The 16,297-nt window shown below is 64.4% G+C and carries 21 protein-coding genes, 1 tRNA gene and 1 pseudogene; 13 read left to right on the top strand and 10 right to left on the bottom strand.

Translation table 11 applies throughout. The features are described from left to right. Window positions 1-9: 9 nt before the first annotated feature. Window positions 10-1,941: a phage tail sheath family protein gene (locus tag IE277_RS28395; protein WP_189956562.1), complete on the bottom strand. Its 1,932-nt coding sequence runs from the start codon at window positions 1,939-1,941 to the stop codon at window positions 10-12. Between the two features lie 159 nt (window positions 1,942-2,100). After that, window positions 2,101-2,769, bottom strand: a complete 669-nt coding sequence (locus tag IE277_RS28390; RefSeq protein ID WP_229882018.1) for a COG4705 family protein — start codon at window positions 2,767-2,769, stop codon at window positions 2,101-2,103. 237 nt (window positions 2,770-3,006) lie between these two features. Here IE277_RS28390 and IE277_RS49650 point away from each other — a divergent pair, with 237 nt between their 5' ends. From IE277_RS49650 to IE277_RS28370, 5 genes are all read left to right on the top strand, one after another. After that, window positions 3,007-3,276: a ribbon-helix-helix domain-containing protein gene (locus tag IE277_RS49650; protein WP_373310897.1), complete on the top strand. Its 270-nt coding sequence runs from the start codon at window positions 3,007-3,009 to the stop codon at window positions 3,274-3,276. Beyond that, window positions 3,248-3,688: a type II toxin-antitoxin system VapC family toxin gene (locus tag IE277_RS49645; protein WP_373310895.1), complete on the top strand. Its 441-nt coding sequence runs from the start codon at window positions 3,248-3,250 to the stop codon at window positions 3,686-3,688. The genes IE277_RS49650 and IE277_RS49645 overlap by 29 nt, the downstream gene beginning before the upstream one ends. 24 nt (window positions 3,689-3,712) lie before the next feature. After that, window positions 3,713-4,357, top strand: a complete 645-nt coding sequence (locus tag IE277_RS28375; RefSeq protein ID WP_189956558.1) for a plasmid pRiA4b ORF-3 family protein — start codon at window positions 3,713-3,715, stop codon at window positions 4,355-4,357. A gap of 639 nt (window positions 4,358-4,996) precedes the next feature. Further along, entirely contained in the window at window positions 4,997-5,176 is a 180-nt protein-coding gene (locus IE277_RS50115; protein ID WP_444544845.1) for a DUF6197 family protein, read from the top strand. Between the two features lie 586 nt (window positions 5,177-5,762). After that, the gene (locus IE277_RS28370) at window positions 5,763-6,314 is read left to right on the top strand and encodes a hypothetical protein (protein ID WP_229882017.1); all 552 of its coding nucleotides are present in this window, start codon (window positions 5,763-5,765) and stop codon (window positions 6,312-6,314) included. A 153-nt stretch (window positions 6,315-6,467) separates the two neighbouring features. Here IE277_RS28370 and IE277_RS28365 read toward each other — a convergent pair whose 3' ends face one another. The 4 genes from IE277_RS28365 to IE277_RS28350 are packed head-to-tail and all read right to left on the bottom strand — an operon-like array spanning window position 6,468 to window position 8,437. Further along, on the bottom strand, window positions 6,468-6,656 hold the full coding sequence (locus tag IE277_RS28365) for a DUF397 domain-containing protein (RefSeq protein WP_189956556.1): 189 nt from the start codon (window positions 6,654-6,656) through the stop codon (window positions 6,468-6,470). 12 nt (window positions 6,657-6,668) lie between these two features. Further along, a complete protein-coding gene (locus IE277_RS28360) occupies window positions 6,669-7,523 on the bottom strand; it encodes a helix-turn-helix domain-containing protein (protein ID WP_189956555.1) in 855 nt (284 codons plus the stop codon). 7 nt (window positions 7,524-7,530) lie between these two features. Next, complete coding sequence (locus tag IE277_RS28355) at window positions 7,531-8,055, bottom strand: DUF6879 family protein (protein WP_189956554.1); 525 nt, start codon at window positions 8,053-8,055, stop codon at window positions 7,531-7,533. Further along, window positions 8,027-8,437, bottom strand: a complete 411-nt coding sequence (locus IE277_RS28350; protein WP_189956553.1) for a hypothetical protein — start codon at window positions 8,435-8,437, stop codon at window positions 8,027-8,029. Before IE277_RS28350 ends, IE277_RS28355 begins: the two co-directional genes overlap by 29 nt. 194 nt (window positions 8,438-8,631) lie before the next feature. Here IE277_RS28350 and IE277_RS28345 point away from each other — a divergent pair, with 194 nt between their 5' ends. From IE277_RS28345 to IE277_RS28315, 7 genes are all read left to right on the top strand, one after another. Further along, a complete protein-coding gene (locus tag IE277_RS28345) occupies window positions 8,632-9,000 on the top strand; it encodes a hypothetical protein (RefSeq protein ID WP_189956552.1) in 369 nt (122 codons plus the stop codon). Further along, a complete protein-coding gene (locus IE277_RS28340) occupies window positions 8,997-9,230 on the top strand; it encodes a DUF7848 domain-containing protein (RefSeq protein ID WP_189956551.1) in 234 nt (77 codons plus the stop codon). The genes IE277_RS28345 and IE277_RS28340 overlap by 4 nt, the downstream gene beginning before the upstream one ends. Before the next feature lie 315 nt (window positions 9,231-9,545). Next, window positions 9,546-10,037, top strand: a complete 492-nt coding sequence (locus tag IE277_RS28335; RefSeq protein ID WP_189956550.1) for a hypothetical protein — start codon at window positions 9,546-9,548, stop codon at window positions 10,035-10,037. Window positions 10,038-10,132: 95 nt separating this feature from the next. Beyond that, window positions 10,133-10,792 (top strand): class I SAM-dependent methyltransferase, encoded by a 660-nt coding sequence (locus tag IE277_RS28330; RefSeq protein ID WP_189956549.1) that lies wholly within the window; start codon window positions 10,133-10,135, stop codon window positions 10,790-10,792. 103 nt (window positions 10,793-10,895) lie between these two features. Then, the gene (locus tag IE277_RS28325; protein ID WP_268252663.1) at window positions 10,896-11,063 is read left to right on the top strand and encodes a tyrosine-type recombinase/integrase; all 168 of its coding nucleotides are present in this window, start codon (window positions 10,896-10,898) and stop codon (window positions 11,061-11,063) included. A 111-nt stretch (window positions 11,064-11,174) separates the two neighbouring features. Next, window positions 11,175-11,876, top strand: coding sequence for a hypothetical protein (locus IE277_RS28320; protein WP_189956548.1), 702 nt, complete (start codon window positions 11,175-11,177; stop codon window positions 11,874-11,876). Between the two features lie 354 nt (window positions 11,877-12,230). Next, a complete protein-coding gene (locus IE277_RS28315; RefSeq protein WP_189956547.1) occupies window positions 12,231-12,929 on the top strand; it encodes a hypothetical protein in 699 nt (232 codons plus the stop codon). Between the two features lie 129 nt (window positions 12,930-13,058). Here the strand turns inward: IE277_RS28315 and IE277_RS28310 are convergent. The 3 genes and pseudogenes from IE277_RS28310 to IE277_RS28300 form a co-directional block, all read right to left on the bottom strand. Continuing rightward, window positions 13,059-13,132 (bottom strand) — tRNA-Pro (locus tag IE277_RS28310). Between the two features lie 142 nt (window positions 13,133-13,274). Then, window positions 13,275-13,989: pseudogene (locus IE277_RS28305) on the bottom strand (MFS transporter); the annotation flags it as partial. A 151-nt stretch (window positions 13,990-14,140) separates the two neighbouring features. Then, window positions 14,141-14,662: a hypothetical protein gene (locus IE277_RS28300; RefSeq protein WP_189956546.1), complete on the bottom strand. Its 522-nt coding sequence runs from the start codon at window positions 14,660-14,662 to the stop codon at window positions 14,141-14,143. A gap of 131 nt (window positions 14,663-14,793) precedes the next feature. On the opposite strand from IE277_RS28300, the gene IE277_RS28295 reads away from it, so the two are divergent. Beyond that, on the top strand, window positions 14,794-15,138 hold the full coding sequence (locus IE277_RS28295; protein WP_189956545.1) for a cupin domain-containing protein: 345 nt from the start codon (window positions 14,794-14,796) through the stop codon (window positions 15,136-15,138). Window positions 15,139-15,199: 61 nt separating this feature from the next. On the opposite strand, the gene IE277_RS28290 is transcribed toward IE277_RS28295, so the two are convergent. Continuing rightward, window positions 15,200-16,192 carry a LacI family DNA-binding transcriptional regulator gene (locus IE277_RS28290; RefSeq protein WP_189956544.1) on the bottom strand — a complete coding sequence of 331 codons (993 nt, stop codon included), beginning with the start codon at window positions 16,190-16,192 and terminating at the stop codon, window positions 15,200-15,202. Between the last annotated feature and the right edge of the window lie 105 nt (window positions 16,193-16,297).

Genomic DNA, 16,297 nt, shown 5'->3' with positions numbered 1-16,297 from the left:
GGATCTGGCTCAACTCTGCGTTTGGCCGGCCAGCTGCTGGATGCGCAGGACCACGAACTCGGCCGGCCTCAGTGGCGCGAAGCCCACCAGGACGTTGACCACGCCCAGCGCCTGGTCATCCGGCGTGGTGGTGGTCGCGTCGCACCGCACCAGGTACGCCTCTTTGGGAGTGCGCCCGGCGAAGGCCCCTTGGCGGAACAGGCCGTGGAGGAACGAGCCGATATTCAGCCGGATCTGGGACCACAACGGCTCGTCGTTGGGTTCGAAGACCACCCACTTCAGCCCCCTGAGCAGGCTCGACTCCAGGAAGTTCGCCATCCGCCGGACCGGGACGTACCGATAGTCCGAAGGCGTGGCATCGCCGCCTGCCAGCGTGCGCGCACCCCAGGCCACTTGGCCGTACGCGGGGAAGGTCCGAAGGCAGTTGACTGCGATGGGGTTGAGCACGCCGTTCTCGGGGTCGGTCAGGTCGTAGTCGAGCTGGCGCACTCCGAGCAGGGTCGCCTCGGTACCGGCCGGTGCCTTCCAGACTCCACGGGCCGCGTCGATCCGCGCCATCAGGCCTGCGATCGTGCCACACGGTCCGATCGAGCGGGGCAGGTAGTTGCTGGTCGGATCGGAGATGGTCAGGCGAGGGTAGTAGAGGGCGCTGTACTCGTCCCGGACGTAGTTGTGGCTCTGCAGCCAGGACCGCAGCGCGGCCGGGGTGTCCACGGTGTCCGGCGGGTCGAGGAGCAGGATCGCCTGCTTGGCCCGGCAGTAGGCGATGGCGTTGCCGACGATGTTGTCGTACCCAGTATCGCCGGACAGCCCGTCGCGGTCGCCGGACTGCTGGTTGGCGATGCTGGGCAGGCAGAGGAGCGTGAAATCGGTGTTCTCCAGGGCGTGCATGCCGCTGCCGCCACCGGTCGCACCGCCCACGAGATCCGCGGCGGAGGGGTGCGCGCCGTCGCTGCCGGAGGTCAGGGGGAGGGAGCTGTCCGCATGGGCGGCGCGACCGTTGGAGTCGAGCAACAGCTTTTCAGCGATGGTGCTGCTACCGGTGTTCGCGATCGTCACGAGTGCGCTGTCGGCCACTCCGGCGAGCACCTGCAGGGCGTTGTGTCCGGGCAGGACGTGCACGATGGCCTGGGCCCACACGGGGTCCGCGCCCTTGGCGGTACGGATCGCGGACTGGAGGTCGGCCGCCAGTTCCTCCAGCGAACCGGTCGTCTTGGGAAGCGCCACTGTCGTGGTGACCGTCCCCACGGTGATGTCGAGATGCGGCGTGTCGGTCTCCGCCAGGTTCGGGACGTTCGAGCCGGAGAGCAGTCCGGTGGCGGCGGGCTGCACGGGAGCCCCAGCCGGAATATCCTTGATCCGTACCAGAGTGGACGCCGAATTGACCACGTTCGGAAGGTAGTTGGGATCGCCTGGGGCGCTGACGGTGAGCCCGCGGAAGACCTCCTGCTGGACGACGGCCACGCTGTGGCCGTCACTGCCGACCAGGCTGATCACAAGGTCGAACCGCTCGACGCCCTGCGCGTCCGGATCGGGCCCGATCACCTGGACGCGCAGGCTGTTCCCCCACTCACCCTCGCTGAGCGCGGCCACCCTGAACGCGGTGGCTCCGCCCGTGCCGGTGACATCGACCCACGCCTTTGCGGGCGAGGCCGTGGACGAGGCCGTGGACGAGGTTCCGGCAACCCGTACCACCCACGCCCGAGCCCCGCCGTTCAGGAAGTACTGCGCCAACGCGAATGACGCATCGCTGTCCCGGTGCAGTCCGCCGAACTGGCGTTCCACGTCCGCGAACGACAGGACCTCTACGGCCTGGTTCATCGGGCCGCGCGGGAACCACCCGACGAAGGCCGCGATCGCGGTGGGCACACCGGTGATCGGATGGACGCCGCTGGGCACCTCCTCGACGTACACGCCCGGATACGTGGGTGCGACGGGCATGACTGCTCCTCTCCTCCTGGGATTGGACGCAGTATCCCGACAGGCCGTCACCTCACCGTCTACCGAGCCGTCACGGCGGCGTCACAGGATTCACCCATCGCGGTGGATCCGGACGCACTCCTTCCGTACCGCCGGACTCGTGGCCCTGCTGCTGAGGGTTCAGACCGCGGATTCGGTGTCGCGCCGGGTGAGCGCCAGGAAGGTCACGAAGCCGACGATCGCCACCGTCCAGGCCAGCGTCACCGGGCCCAGGCCCCATCCCAGGCCGTCCGCCTTGCTGACGGCCATCCAGTCGGCGAGGGAGGCACCGAGCGGGCGGGTGATGACGTACGCCGTCCAGAACGCGGTCACCGCGCCCAGCAGGCCGGCGCGATGGGTGACGGCCGGGACGCAGATCGCCACGGCGAACAGGACGGCCGAGCCCAGGTAGCCGAGGCCGATCGTCGCGGTGAGGTCACCCGCGGCGGCGCCCAGGGCGAAGGGGGCGAGGACGGCCGCCCGGTAGAAGAACTCGCGGCGCCGGGTGCGGATGGAGTGGATGGACAGGGTGCGCTCGGACCTGTACCAGAGGGCGAAGACGGCGGCCAGGGCGATCATGAACAGCGGGGTGGACAGGGTGTACGGGACACCGAGACCGACGTGGAGCATGTCCGCGGCCATCGTGCCGAACACGCTGACCATCACGATCGCCGTCCAGTAGATCCAGGCCACGTACCGGCGGACCGCGCACTGGAGCACGAGCGAGGCGGCGAACGCCAGACCGCCGAGGCCGACCGCCGGGATCGGGCCCACCCTCCAGGAGCAGTGGGAACGACACGTCCAGTCCATCCAGCAGCTCCAAGTCGGCGAGGCATACATCCGCCTCCCTGACGACCAAGTCCACAAGGTCCGAACCCCACAGCTGCCAGACCTGACCGTCCTCCCCCACGAGCTGTCCGAGGTCGAGCACTACTACCTCTACCGCTACTTCGAGCCGCCCAGGCAACGCGAGCACGTATCCCTTGTGCAGTTTCCTCGGATACGAAGGAGGACGAAATAGTCCCGGTTGACTTTAAATGGGCAGGTATGTTAAAAGCAAAACATATGGTGCGTACGCAAATTTATTTACCACGTTCTCTGTATGACCGCATCCAGCTAAGGGCTGAGCGGGAGCACACCTCTATGGGACAAGTGATTCGAGAACTTCTGGAAGACAAAGTCTTCCACAGGAAGCCCAGGGAGACTGCAGGGGATGCGCTGTTACGACTCGCCAAGCTGGGGGAGAAGCTGAGGTTCCACGGGCCAGCCGATCTGTCGACCCGGCTCGATGACTACCTCTATGGAGAACAAAAGTAACCACCGCATCATCGTTGCCGATACAAGCGGCTTAGTCTCGCTATTCAACGCGACTGACAGCAACCATCAGGTCGCCGTTGAGGCAGCACTTCGGCTAATGGATCCTAACGTCGAAATTGACGTTGCCGTTCCCCTCGCTGTGTTCCTGGAGTGCTACAACGTTCTCGGCCGTCAGCTTGGGCACATAGGAGCTATCCAAGCCGTCGGAGAGCTATCCCGGACTTTCCGTCTCATGGACGCAGTCGACAGACACACCATCGATCTTACAGAGAAGCTTTTTCTCATCGCGCCCGCTTCTGTAAGCCACACTGACTGTTTAGTGATGGCTTGCTGCGATGAGTTCGGTACCCGAGAAATCTTTGGCTTCGACCGGGCCTTCACTAAGGCAGGGTATTCACTCCCCCCTTTTTAGAGGTAGCGGAGAGGAGTCAGCTGCATGAAGCCCTCCGATTCAACTATCCACCAGATCAAGGTCAGTATCCGCGGATCACAGCCTCTCATTTGGCGCCTTATAGAGGTTCCCTCCGATGTCACCTTGGTTGAGCTGCACAACATTATCCAGGCTGCTTTTGACTGGGAGAACCGCCACATGTGGGAGTTCTCTGTTTCTTCGGGAGGACAGGACTCCGTTCGCTACGATTCCGAGTTCGAAACCGACGAAGCCAACCAAGCAGACGAGGTAAGGCTCTATCAGGTCTTACCCGAAGCCCACACCATGCTCTACACCTATGACTACGGGGATAACCGGGAATTGGATATCACCACCCAGCGCATCCATACCTCGGAGCCCGGTGTCCAGTACCCCTGGTGTCTCGACGGTGCACAAGCTGCCCCACTTGAAGACTGTGGTGGGATCGACGAATACCAGCGACTTCTGGAATCTCTGTCTTCTCAGTCTAGGAGGAAGGACCGCGAGGAAGATCGTGAGACTCTCGTCAACCGTGGAATCACCGATTGGTTTGATGCAGACCACTTTGATGTGAAGAAGGTAAACCAAGCACTTGCCGACTTTGCCATACCCACGGTAGCCAACCAGGAGCTTTCCGACCTAGCTACTGCGGAGGAGGGGGCATCCTCATGACGCTTGGACGGCCTCTTGGCCGAACTCGCCGCCTAGCAGTACACGCTCCCAAGATAGAGCGGCGCACCACGCTCACCCTTACGTCTGAAGAACTACTGGATCTCTCGCGGTACATAGCGGCCGGTAGGATCCTTCTCCAGATCAACCCTCCAGTCATCACCCATATCAAAAAGGCGATGACTCGTCGAGGGCTTCAGCCCCCAGCGGGTCTCTGACAATACTACTTTTCCTTTCCTCCCTTAATTGACGTTCGTATGCGGTCTTCCCTCTCGGGTCAAGGGCCGACGGAGGCACGGAGTCGGCTTGCGGAGCCCTTGATGCGCAGGGAGGCCGCGGCAGCAGAAGGAAGGGAAAGCCCATAGGGCTCAGGTGTGTTGCTGCCCCATGTCGCACAAGAAATGTTCCTCGACTACCAGTTGAGGCCACAGAGCACCCAACGCTTGAGATTTGGTCCTGTAGTTGAGTTTGTCGTTGCAGCAGCAGCCTTGAGACGCCTCGAACAAGCCCTACTCCCCCGCCGCTGTCATCTACCTTACAGAACCGGCTTATAGATCGGTGGTATAAGCAAACCCATGGCGAAGCGTTAGTTTTTCGCCCGTTCTTTTACAAATCAGTCAAGATCGGAGTTTGCGATGACACCTGCACCTGGATAAATGGGCAGACTATATAAACACTATGAACTATCTGCTCGGTTGGCTTTCCTGGAACCGCGGAATCACGAACCTTGGTTCGTGGAACGATGATCCAGATACGACCGCCGAGACGGTAGTGCTCTTGCTGCGTAAGGCAGCTGATGATTGGATGGATCCGCCATTTTGACTGAGAGTTGAGGAGGGCATGTCTGGCGAGCGCCATGCGGCGCTCATCATGAACCAGGCGGTTCTCTTCTTTCCTTCGGGCACCTATGTATGTGATCTAGCGACTTGCTAGGCCGAGGCCGCCAGCCTCGCACATACCGCTAGGTGCCCTTTTTCATGACCCCCTAGCGTCAGACCGAAGATCAGGTCACGCCTTCATTGACGCGGCTCGTACGACTTCGGTGAACTTGAGGGCGAGGGCAGCTAGGAGACTCGACAGCTCTCGATGTCGAGCTGGACCGTCAGACCAACTCGCCAGTTTGCACTCCAGGTTGGAAAGGGTTCAGCGATTTGGGTCATTCGACAGGCAGTATGGGCGCAGTTCGGTCTCATCACGCGGGGACGCTTGGTAGACCATTTACTGTTGAACGAAGAAGCTTTTCTCTCAAATAAGTTAGAAATGTGAACGACTGGGTCCTTGTATGCCGAGCGGTGAGATACTGATGAGGGATCAAATAAGCGCCCACCTCTAGAGGCGGAGAGGGGCGATCTTAATGACTTCGCATCAGGCTTCCGTGCCAGCTGGTCAGGGAAACCGACACAGAGCGTTGGAGGAGCTACGCAAACCAGCATTGGTAGTTGCTACTCTACTGCTGGCCGCGTTCGTTGCAAGCGTCGTCAGTAGCCTTGTGAATCCCGGTAGCGGTTTGAGTGGACCACAACTAGCAGCTCTTGCTGCGCTTTGTGCAGGGTTCTATCTTCTGTCCCGACCTGAGGCTCTTGCTGAGTTCAGGTTTGGTCCGCTTGGAGCAAGGTTTCAAGAGATAGACCAACTGAAAGATAAGGTTCGGGCGCTCCAGTTGGCCATAGGCGCTGTCGTGACAAACCACGAGCGGAACCATATGGAAAAGCTCGTTGGTACAGGGAGCGACTACGCCGAGTTCGTATGGCCAATGATCGGTGAACTTCAGCATCTGCAAGCCATGGGCTACATCGACGCAACAGATGGCGTACGCGGCGTACGTGCTATTGCTGAAGATTGCCATGAGCAAGAAGGCGAAGGTTTTCACCTGAGGGACTTCGTCCGCATTACACCGACAGGAGAAGAGTACCTAAGCGTATACAAGGAATGGTTCGAGGTACCTAAACAACGCGCTTAGGCTGAAGAACAGCGGAGCCCCGGCGCTGCATGGTCCGACCCGGACTTCTAAGCATGGCTCAGGTACGTCGTCTACGGTTCGTCCGTGCGTTAGTTGGGGCAGATTGGGAGGCTCCACAAGAGCCTCCCAGACTGTGGACGAATCCTTCGCTTTTCAGTCGAGCGGCAGCCTCTTCGTGAAGTCGATGAAGCGTGTCCAGGCCGGCGGGTGAACATGCATCCGTCCATGGTCGCGGTGCTTCGTGTCCCGTACCAGAATCGCTGCAGGGTCGTCGTCGGCAACCTCCACGCAGCTGTCGGACTTCGTGTAGGTGCTGGTTCGCCACTTGGGCTCGGATGTCACCTTGATCGTCTCCTACTCGGTTGTCATGCGGTCGAAGTGATGGATTGCGGCGAAGATCAGATCTCGGACAGCGGGCCCGTAGACCGCTGACTGTTGCAACAGTGCGAAGGCCTTCATATACAGCTCGATCTCTCGGGGTTGTGTCACCGAGAACTCGGCCGAGTACGTCTCAACGAGGACGAGCTTGTCATCAAACATGGAGAACGAATTGCCGGGCCAGATATGCAAGGGCGCTGACCGAGGCACGATGCCGAGGCTCAGGCGAGCAAGCCGCATGACAGCCAACAGCCGATCGAGCTGTCCCTTCATCACCTCCGGTCCGCCGAAGTTGCTGTAGAGCGCCTGCTCACCCAGCACGACGTTGAAGATCCGATTTCCTTGGTATAGGTACTGCTGTCGTTCCAGCCGCTTGGCCGTGGCGGCCTCGGTGTCATCAGGGATCTGGTAGTAGTCACGGACCTGTCTGAAGGTCTCCGCGGCGTACTCCGCAGTCTGGAGGGTTCCCCACATGAGTGTCGGATGCCAGATGCGGAAGACCTTGGTCTTGGAGTAGACCGGTATCGCTGCTTGCTGCCGTTTCTCCGCCCCCGTCGCCAGCTGCCGGCGCCACTCAAGCCATAGCTCGTCGATGTGGCGCACTGTGGCGATCAGGTCTTCGATCTGTGAAGCATTGTTGGTCTTGGTACACCAGACGCGGATGTCGTCCTCGCTGGCATTCTGCTTCCCGTTCTCGATCCGAGAGACCTTGGACTCTTGCCATCCCGTCGCCAGCGCGAATGCCCGGCCGCTCGTGAACCCCGCATCCTTGCGGAATCCGCGAAGCCGGGCACCCAGCGCTTCTCGTGCCTCTTGTGCTTGGTTGCTCACTGATAGGTCAGGGCTTGTACTTGGCGTGTGGGATGGCGATGGCCCAGAGCTGGTCGCGCAGTCGGATGCACTCGGCCAGTGTGTTGGGGTCTTCCACGATCTCTGACCCGAGCACTCGACCTTCAGGGTCGAAGTGACCCACAGCCAGGAGGCGATCGTCGTAGAGCCACCAGTCGTTCCCACTCGCGGGGAAGGTGACACCCTCAGGCAGCAGGTGCCGCGGCAGCCAACGGATGTCCTCGCCCATCTCGATATTCAGGTGGGTGAGCGAGTGTTCCCACGTGACGTACTGGCTATGAGGCTGTGTGACCACCCGGACCCGACGCACGGTCTTGCCCTCGCCTGTGACCCGCTTCATCAGGCTCGTCCAGTCGTTCAGCCAGGCGTAGTCGTCAGGCTCGCCCCGCTTCCATCGCGCGTACGGCGTGTCCTCGACGGGAGAACCGTAGTCGTCTCGCAGCTCCAGGTGGAAGGCGTCCCGTTCGAACTGGTTGAACAGCTCGTCACGCTGGGCGGGAGTGATCAGGTCCACTGTTGTCTTCCTCCAGTAGGGCCGTGATCGAGGACTTGGGGACCTCGATGCAGGTCTCATAGTCGGGCATGCGCATCTGACTCAGGGCCTCAGGGTCGTGCATCTGCGGGCCCTGCAAGATGCATGTTCCCTGTTCGGTGACGAGCTTGATCGGATCGGCGAACGTGCGGATCTGCCCGGACGATTGCCCGTCCTTCGTCAGGTGCTCAAACAGCTCGGGCGGCACCTCGATCACGGTCTGCTCCTCCGGAACGTCAAGCTTCATGAGGTGTTCGTTGGCGTACACCTTCCATCCCTGGATGACGTAGGTGTTCTGGTCGCTGGCGTACAGGGTGGGGCTGTCTCCCGGGGTGGAGTTCTTCCCAAGGAACCGTAGCTTCATGGTTGCTCTCCCGTCCGCTGCCTTGCGCCGGATTGCGCGACGACACGATGGTCGCGAGGCTGTTCGGGCCCGTCAATCGGCATGCTGCAAACTCGCACAATCTTCTTGGGACTTGGGAGCGGGCCGCCCTACGTTCGTCATCGAACCCAAACCCGCACAGGCGGCACCGAGGGGAGACGTGAGTGGTGGGCAGCGTGACTGAAGAACGTGTGATGTCGGAGGCTGAAGCCGCAAGCTTGCCCATCGACGCCAAGACGATCTCCGCGACCGTTGACCTCGTGCTTGGGATGAGCCTCGGCACCTCCAAGCGGGAGGACATCGACGTGCGAGTGGGCCAGCTGACTGGATTCTTGAACCTGCTCAAGGGTCAGTGCCTCGGTGAGGACGAGGACCAGGACGTGTTGCGGCTCCTGGGCATGGTGGATCGGCACTTGGCACTGAGCAACCGCCCGACGAGGCGCTCGCAGGCCCACGAGGCGTTTAACTACATGCACGACGCCGCAGTGTTCGCCAGTGCCTTGCTGTCGGCCTACACGAAGAAGAACGGGATCGTTGCGTCGTGAGGGCTGTACTGCGCTTCGTCACCTACAAGATCACCCGAGATCCCGATGGGGAGGTCACCTTCCAGGCCCGCTGCGTTTGCGGCGACGACAAAGAGTGCGGGGCCGAGTCCAACGTGCTGGGCGGCGAGGAAGCCGTCTCCGATTGGATGGCCGAGCACACCGTCGCGACAGGACACCGCCGCTTCGAGCGCATCTTCAAGGACTATGCCCTCGTGCAGGCAGAGGGATGACCGCCAAGCGATGGTCGAGGGGCCTCTGGTGGCTCTGCCGTCAGCCAGACCAAGAGGTGACCTTCATAGGTCCCATCACGGCCAACGGTAAGACGGCCCCCGGCTTCGCATGCCGGCGCTGTTGCGACTGGTCGCACCGATACGTCGACGCCTATATCCGCCAGCTCGACGCACGGTCGGCCTCATAGCTCCCGCCCCGGCACTGTCCCCCGTCAGAGTTGGGGTGGGGTAAGGCCCCCGCCTACCTGAACGTCCTAGGCAGTCGGCCAGGTGAGCGGGGTTCCACACCCTCACTACACGAGAGAGGGCACAACCATGACCGTACTGCTTGAGGCTCCACAGACCACGAAGGTCCGGGACCCGAAAGCGATCCTGGACGAGATCGGCGAGGCCGATCCTCACCTGATCCTGGGCTCCGGCATCGGCCTGTGGGAGCGCGAAGTGCAGCTCCTGATGCGTGACACCGTGCGAGTGCGCAGCCTCGCGGAACGCATCCTGGGCCAGGGGGTCGCCTACTTGATCACCGCCATGGAGAAGCCGGGCAACGATATGGGACCGGGCTTCGAGGTCGACCAGGGTGTCCACCAGATCATTCTCGACACCCCCGTGTACTTCGCCATCTGTGAGCGGCACAACGGCGGCCGGTACAAGCACCACGCACCGCTGATCGAGCGCCGGCGCGACGGGATCGTGATGCGAACGGCCGAGATCATCCGCCAGAACGGCTTCGCGGTCGACCGCGAGCTGTGGGAGGTCGACGCCTCCGACTGCGGCCCCTGCGACGACAAGGTCCCCGACTCCCACTGACAGTCGCGCGGCCTGCCCGAGCTAGGTTCGCCCCTGCCCTCATCCAGCTTCCCGAGGGCGGGGGCTCCCCCGTACCAACGACAAGGAAACGCCCTGTGTCTGCACAGCATGACTACGCCATCGAGACTGAGGTCTGGGACACCTACGCGGAATCGGCCTTCGATCCAGCTGCCGAGCCGGTATTCAACTGGACGCAGTACAGGGATCATGGCCCCGGCCCGGAGGTTCTGGGGGAACCACGGAGGGTGCTGGAGATCGGCTGCGGCACTGGGCGCGCGGTTGCCTTCCTCGCGAAGAGTGGCGTAGAAGCCCACGGGCTCGACCTCTCCCCCGTCATGGTGAAGAAGATCACCGACAGGTGGTCGGACACAGGAGCTGTCTTCCACCAGGGCGAGGCGCTGTCCTTCCTCGCAACGACCGAAGCGACGTATGACGCCATCTACTCGATCTTCGGCTGTGCCTGGTTCGCGGACCCGGTCCGGCTCCTGCCTTTGGCTCTGGACCGTCTGAACCCCGGAGGCGTTTTTGCCTTGTCGCACCCGCCGGCCATCCCCGGAGCCTACGGCCCACAGGGAATGTACAAGGGCGGCTTCGCTGGACGGCCCGTCTACACGTACCGCTACAGCTACTCCCCTCGAAAGTGGAGGAACCTCCTGCTGAAGTACGGCTTCCAGCGTGTCGGCGTCAAGGTGATCCAGGCTCCGACCGAGGGACACATCGGCACCCTCTTTGGCACTGCTGTCCGACCGGCGTGAGCGCAGCATCGAAGGGACCCCTGAGTTCTCGACAAACGTTCCCCTCCGCTTTTGCAGGCGCGAGGGGATTTTGTTTGTCATCTCCGAATGAAGTAATTCCTTATTGCACGCCTGCCTGTCCTGGATGGCCAACAACGGCGTGCCCGACACCGTGGTCTCCGCTTGGGCCGGACACAGCGATCTGTCCTTCACCAAGCGCGTTTACGTCCACCCCGACCCGCAGAGCCTCAAGGCAGGCTCGGACAAGCTCGGGCAGCTGCTGGTGTCTTGAAGAGGTTGCGCAGATTGGGTCTCCCGAGCGGTCGGCGTGGAGTCTTGCGCGTCACGCAGCGTTACGTATGGTTACTGAGCGTGAGAATTGATAGCGAAGGGAGTATCGCGAGTGTCTGAGAAGAACCTGCCCGAGCCACCTGAACCGGTCTCGTGGCCCAACCCAAGCAGTGCCGCCAGCCCACCCCGTGGCGGGCCGACCGGGGGCACCGGAGCTGGGAGCCCCCCACGAGCACCCCAGCGGCCTGAGCAGTTCCCGCCCGAGGGGGAGGTCGAGTACGAACGGTCGGTCATCCGGATTCCCTTCAACCTCAAGGGCGCAGCACCTGGAGCCAACCGCAAGGTCGACGTGATGGTGTTCGACGCGTACATGAGGCTAATCCGCCAAGCTCCGGTCACAAACGGGCTGGGGTTCCGCCAGTTCGAGTTCACGATCGACGCCTGGGAGCTAACCAACACCTTCAGCCCCGGCCTGAACGCAGATGTAACCTTCACCCTCTCCGACACCGTGCAGCCACGAAGCATCTGCATCGCCCAGCAGCGCGAGCGTGACTATCCGTCGCTGATTGTCTACAGCGCGATCTACGACGTCTACCTGGGTACGACGCGCATCGTGGAGAATCAGCCTGGCGTGGCGTATGCGACCCCAGTGTGGGAGATCCCACCCCGCAACGTCACCGTCGCCTTCGAAAAGCCCTTTGAGTCCGACCAGTTCTCGTTCTCTGCGGGGTGCTGCGAAGGGATGAGGGCTATCACCCAAGAAGAGTTCGAGGCCGGCGCCGCCGCCGCCCGCGCCGTACGTGGCCAATCCTGACATTCCCCCCCCCGGTGCGGGCCGTGTGGGCATCATGCAGATCAATATCACCGATCTGGAGCTGGCTGGGCGCTTCTACCCCCGCACCCTGCGACCTGCCTCGCCGGGCCATCACAGCCTGGGCTCGCACCATTCCCTTCAAACTACTCCTCGGTCAACGGCCGGGCGGTCCTGCTCTGCCTCGCCATCGCCACGCACGATGCAACACGGCCGGCGACAGCCTGACCACACACGGGGTCCAATTAATCGCGATTCCCCGGTCTCACCGCACCTACAGGATCATCTGCTGTCCGCGAGCCGTTCATTGCCTCACCGGCTCTTTCAGCAGCGTCTACGAATTCCTGGAGCCCACTCATGAGCCAACTCCACACTCCGGACCACCCGCTGGGCACCATCCTCAGTGGTGCCCCGCTCCACCTGCTCACCCAGGCACAGCGCACGAGTTTCGACGCCTTCTGCCAGATGCTGGAACAGATCGGACGCGAGGGTGGTGACGACGAGCCACTCGTGCACGTACCCACCCTGCGGACCCTCACACGAGCCGCTATCGGGGACAAGGCCACGGGCCATCTTCTGGCCGAGCTGACCCGCCTGCCCGGTCACCGGCTCACTGACCAGGACCATCCCAGATTGGACTGGTTCACCCTGGCCGACCGCGTTCCCATCTTTGACCCGACTCCCGCTTCTACGTTCACCGTCCCCCTGGTCGACACCCCCCACATGGGACACGTGATCAATGCGGTCCACACCCTCTACCCCAGCCTCGAACCGGAACTGATCGACCCTCAGCTTCTGCCCGCTCGCCTCACAGACCTGCCGCACCCCGACCACTCCGGCACTCTCGACGAGCGTCTACGCACTGCCATCGATCTGGTCCACCGCAATCTGGGCTGGTGGGCTGCCTTCACCTTGGCCCTGATGACCATCGCTGCTGCGGGCAGCGCCGCACCTGGATGGGCTGCCTGGCCACTGCACATGTACGTGCTCGCCGCGTTGATCGGGGGCTGGACACTGACCGTCGTGGGTGGCTGCGCGCTAGCCACACCGTACTGAGTGGCAGACCTCGCGGCAGCCAGGCGTTTGTGACCAAATGTGACACGACAGCTCGCGGGAACGATCAAGGGCCCTGCCTCACCTAGGTGAAACAGGGCCCTGACCTGCGACTTCGGAGCGATGCTCCCGTCGGGACGACAGGATTTGAACCTGCGACCCCTTGACCCCCAGTCAAGTGCGCTACCAAGCTGCGCCACGTCCCGTTGCGGTCTCACGCGGGGTGTTCCCGTGTGATCACGCAGGTCAACCCTACCGCACCCGGGCGGGTGCCCGTGTCGCCGACGCGGCGGCGGGGGTCGGCGTACGGCCCTGGCGGCGGGCCGGGACCAGCAGGGCGGCGCCGGGCGCGGCCAGGCAGAGTACGGCGAGCAGTCCGGAGGCGGTGACGCTCGCGCCGAAGCCGTAGCCGGCCGTGACCGGTGTCTGGACGAAGCCGGGCAGGAAGGACCAGATCGCGTACATGCCCGCGCCGAAGAGCAGGGCGGCCACGCTGGTCGTCCACGCCGCGGGCAGCCGCATCACGCGCAGGTCGATCAGCCACGCGGAGAGCAGCCCTGCGCCGTACCAACTGACCTTCCCCTGGGCCCGGTTGGGTGACTCGGGGACGTAGGCCACGGCGATCAGGACCGTGGCGACGACGATCGCGACCGGGATCCAGAACAGCCGGCGGTAGTCGAGCGTGGAGACGATCGGCCCGGCGGCCACCATGGTGATCGCCGCCGCCGGCGGCGATCACCGCGGAGAGGTTGCTGATGCTGCCGCCGATGTCGGCGGGCGCGAACTCGTCCCGGATGATGCCGAAGGACAGCGGGAAGAGGGCATCGCCGACGCCCTGGACGACCCAAGCGACGATGAGGTCGCCGACCCGGCCGAGGATCGGGGTGAAGACCGAGGCGGACAGCGGATAGGCCGTCATCACCCAGGTCGCGGCCGACCGGGAGGTGTGCAGGGCGTGCTGGACGGTCGGCAGGGCCGGCGCGATCAGCGACTGGAGCATGGAGAACACGCCGGCACCGGTCGCGAGGACCGCGAAGGTGAGGCGGGTGGACTTGCGGGGCATGAAGAAGCCTCTCCGAAAGCCAGAGAACGGTGCACTGGCAAAGTGGAGGTACCCCTCGCGATCGCGCTGGACGGGGTGCGCACCGGCCGCTGACAACCGCCGCTACGGCCCCGCAGATGCCCACGCGCTACGGCCCGCTGCCGCCCGCTCGCTACTTGATCAGCGCGTTCGCCACCACCACGATCAGCCCGAGCAGCGCGTCGCCCAGCCCGACGAGTACGGCGACCGGCCAGCGACGTGCCGCCCAGCGGGCGGTGACCAGGCCCAGGCTGAAGAGGATGGCGATGTTGAGGGCGAAGGCCGGGTATTCGAGCCCCTTCGCGGGCCACCACCCCCAGCCCGCGCCCGCCAGCACGAAGACCGTGGGCAGCACGGCCGTGACCAGGGGCCACTCGTCGCGCAGGGTACGCAGCACGTCCCAGCGGCGGTGCGGGGCGCGTTCGGCGATGTAGTGGGCGTAGCCATGGGCCAGGGCGGAGGCGAACGCGGTCACCAGCAGCCAGGCGGCGTCGTAGCGGCGTCCCGCGGGGGTCACCCGGCCGTACTGGGTGAGGGCCGCGACCATCGAGCTGGCGAGGACCGCGCCGTACACCCCGCCGAACAGCACGGCCTCGCGTGTCTCGTGCCGCCGGGGCTGGGGCGGGGCCGTGCCGACCACCGGGGAGTCAGCCATGTTCCCCACCATCACCCGGGGCGCGCGGGTCCGCCAGTCCACGACCGACCGACGAAGTGTCCTCCCACCAGCCCCGATGTCCCACACTCTGTCGACGGCGGCGGGCGCGGGGCGCTGGCTAGGCTCGCCGTATGACGCACAGCTTCGCACTGCACATCCCCGACGCCGACCTGACGCCCGAGCCCCTCGACCCGGAGCAGATCGTCTCGGGGAGTCCGGAGGTCACCGGCAAGGTGGTCTGGGAGTCGCCGGACGGCCGGCAGATCCGCGGGATCTGGCAGATCACGCCCGGCGTGGTCACCGACACCGAGGCGGACGAGCTGTTCGTGGTGGTCAGCGGTTCGGCGACGATCGAGGTCGAGGACGGGCCGACGCTGACGGTGGGGCCGGGCGACATGGCGATGCTGCGCGCGGGCGACCGTACGACGTGGACGGTGCACGAGACGCTGCGCAAGGCGTACGCGATCAACCTCTGACACCCTCCGAGGCCGCCCGCAACCCCTGACGCCGCCCGCAACCCCCGAGGCCGCCCGCCCGTCACGCAGGCGGCGCCGTCGTCCCCCGGATCTCCAGCGTCGGCACGGCGAGGTGGACGCGCCCCTCACCGGCCGGCCCCTCCAGCCGGTCGAGCAGACAGCGGGCGGCGCGCCGGCCGATCTCGTGCGGGGCGGTGTCGACGGTGGTGAGCCAGACGTGCCGCAGCCGCGCGATGCTGGTGTTGTCGTAGCCGGCCACCGACAGGTCGCGTGGTACGCGCAGGCCCAGTTCCCCGGCCGCCGAGAGCGCGCCGACGGAGGCCATGTCGTTGACGGCGAAGAGGGCGGTGGGCCGGTCGGCGCGGCTGAGCAGTCGTACCGTGCCCCGGTAGCCGCCTTCCTCGGTCAGATCGCCCGGTTCTACGACCGGCTCGGCACCGTGTGCCTTCATGGCCGCCTCGAAGCCGCGCCGGCGCAGCTCGCCGACGGCGCCATGGCCCGCGAGATGGGCGATCCTGCGATGGCCGAGGCCCAGCAGGTGCTCGGTGACCAGCCGCGCCCCCTGCTCGTCGTCCCCGGCGACGACGTCGACACCCGGCGGCTGTGGCTCGCGGGCGCCCGCCACGACGACCGGCATCCGCTGGGCGAGCACGCCGAGCCCGTCGGCGCCCGGGACCGTCCCCACGACCACGAGGCCGTCGGCGCCCAGGTCCAGGAAGGGTTCGGCGAGGTCGTGCCCCATCCGCCGGTTCAGCCGGGCGTCGGCGAGCAGCATGTGCAGCCCGGCGGCGTGCAGCAGGGAGTTCAGGCCGTCGAGGAGGTCGACGAACCAGGGGTTGCGCAGGTCGTCCAGGAGGACGCCGACCGTGCGGGTGCGCTGTTCGCTGAGGCTGCGGGCGGCCGCGTTCGGCCGGTAGCCCAGCTCGCGCACGGCGCGGAGCACGGCCTCCCGTTTCTCGGGTCCGACCGGTCCCGAGCCGCGCAGCACCAGCGAGACCAGCGACTTGGACACCCCGGCTTGCTCGGCCACGTCGCGGATCGTCGGCGGTCTCATGAGATGGACCGTTCCATGCGGCGTGCCGCTCTGTCAAAGGGTTGACACGCTTGCGATGTCAGGACAAAGGTGGCCTGGACAGAGCGTGGACCGGTCCAAGTAGCC

Source organism: Streptomyces alanosinicus, assembly GCF_014650595.1.
GTDB classification, from domain to species: domain Bacteria; phylum Actinomycetota; class Actinomycetes; order Streptomycetales; family Streptomycetaceae; genus Streptomyces; species Streptomyces alanosinicus.
Note: the sequence above shows the minus strand (reverse complement) of the source record. Positions and strands in the feature narration are given on the sequence as shown.

Excerpts from the sequence above, each read along its gene's own strand:
- IE277_RS28395 (WP_189956562.1), bottom strand. The coding sequence starts at position 1,941 with ATGCCCGTCGCACCCACGTATCCGGGCGTGTACGTCGAGGAGGTGCCC.
- IE277_RS28390 (WP_229882018.1), bottom strand. The coding sequence starts at position 2,769 with ATGGACTGGACGTGTCGTTCCCACTGCTCCTGGAGGGTGGGCCCGATC.
- IE277_RS49650 (WP_373310897.1), top strand. The coding sequence starts at position 3,007 with ATGTTAAAAGCAAAACATATGGTGCGTACGCAAATTTATTTACCACGT.
- IE277_RS49645 (WP_373310895.1), top strand. The coding sequence starts at position 3,248 with ATGACTACCTCTATGGAGAACAAAAGTAACCACCGCATCATCGTTGCC.
- IE277_RS28375 (WP_189956558.1), top strand. The coding sequence starts at position 3,713 with ATGAAGCCCTCCGATTCAACTATCCACCAGATCAAGGTCAGTATCCGC.
- IE277_RS28350 (WP_189956553.1), bottom strand. The coding sequence starts at position 8,437 with ATGAAGCTACGGTTCCTTGGGAAGAACTCCACCCCGGGAGACAGCCCC.
- IE277_RS28335 (WP_189956550.1), top strand. The coding sequence starts at position 9,546 with ATGACCGTACTGCTTGAGGCTCCACAGACCACGAAGGTCCGGGACCCG.
- IE277_RS28315 (WP_189956547.1), top strand. The coding sequence starts at position 12,231 with ATGAGCCAACTCCACACTCCGGACCACCCGCTGGGCACCATCCTCAGT.
- IE277_RS28300 (WP_189956546.1), bottom strand. The coding sequence starts at position 14,662 with ATGGCTGACTCCCCGGTGGTCGGCACGGCCCCGCCCCAGCCCCGGCGG.
- IE277_RS28295 (WP_189956545.1), top strand. The coding sequence starts at position 14,794 with ATGACGCACAGCTTCGCACTGCACATCCCCGACGCCGACCTGACGCCC.
- IE277_RS28290 (WP_189956544.1), bottom strand. The coding sequence starts at position 16,192 with ATGAGACCGCCGACGATCCGCGACGTGGCCGAGCAAGCCGGGGTGTCC.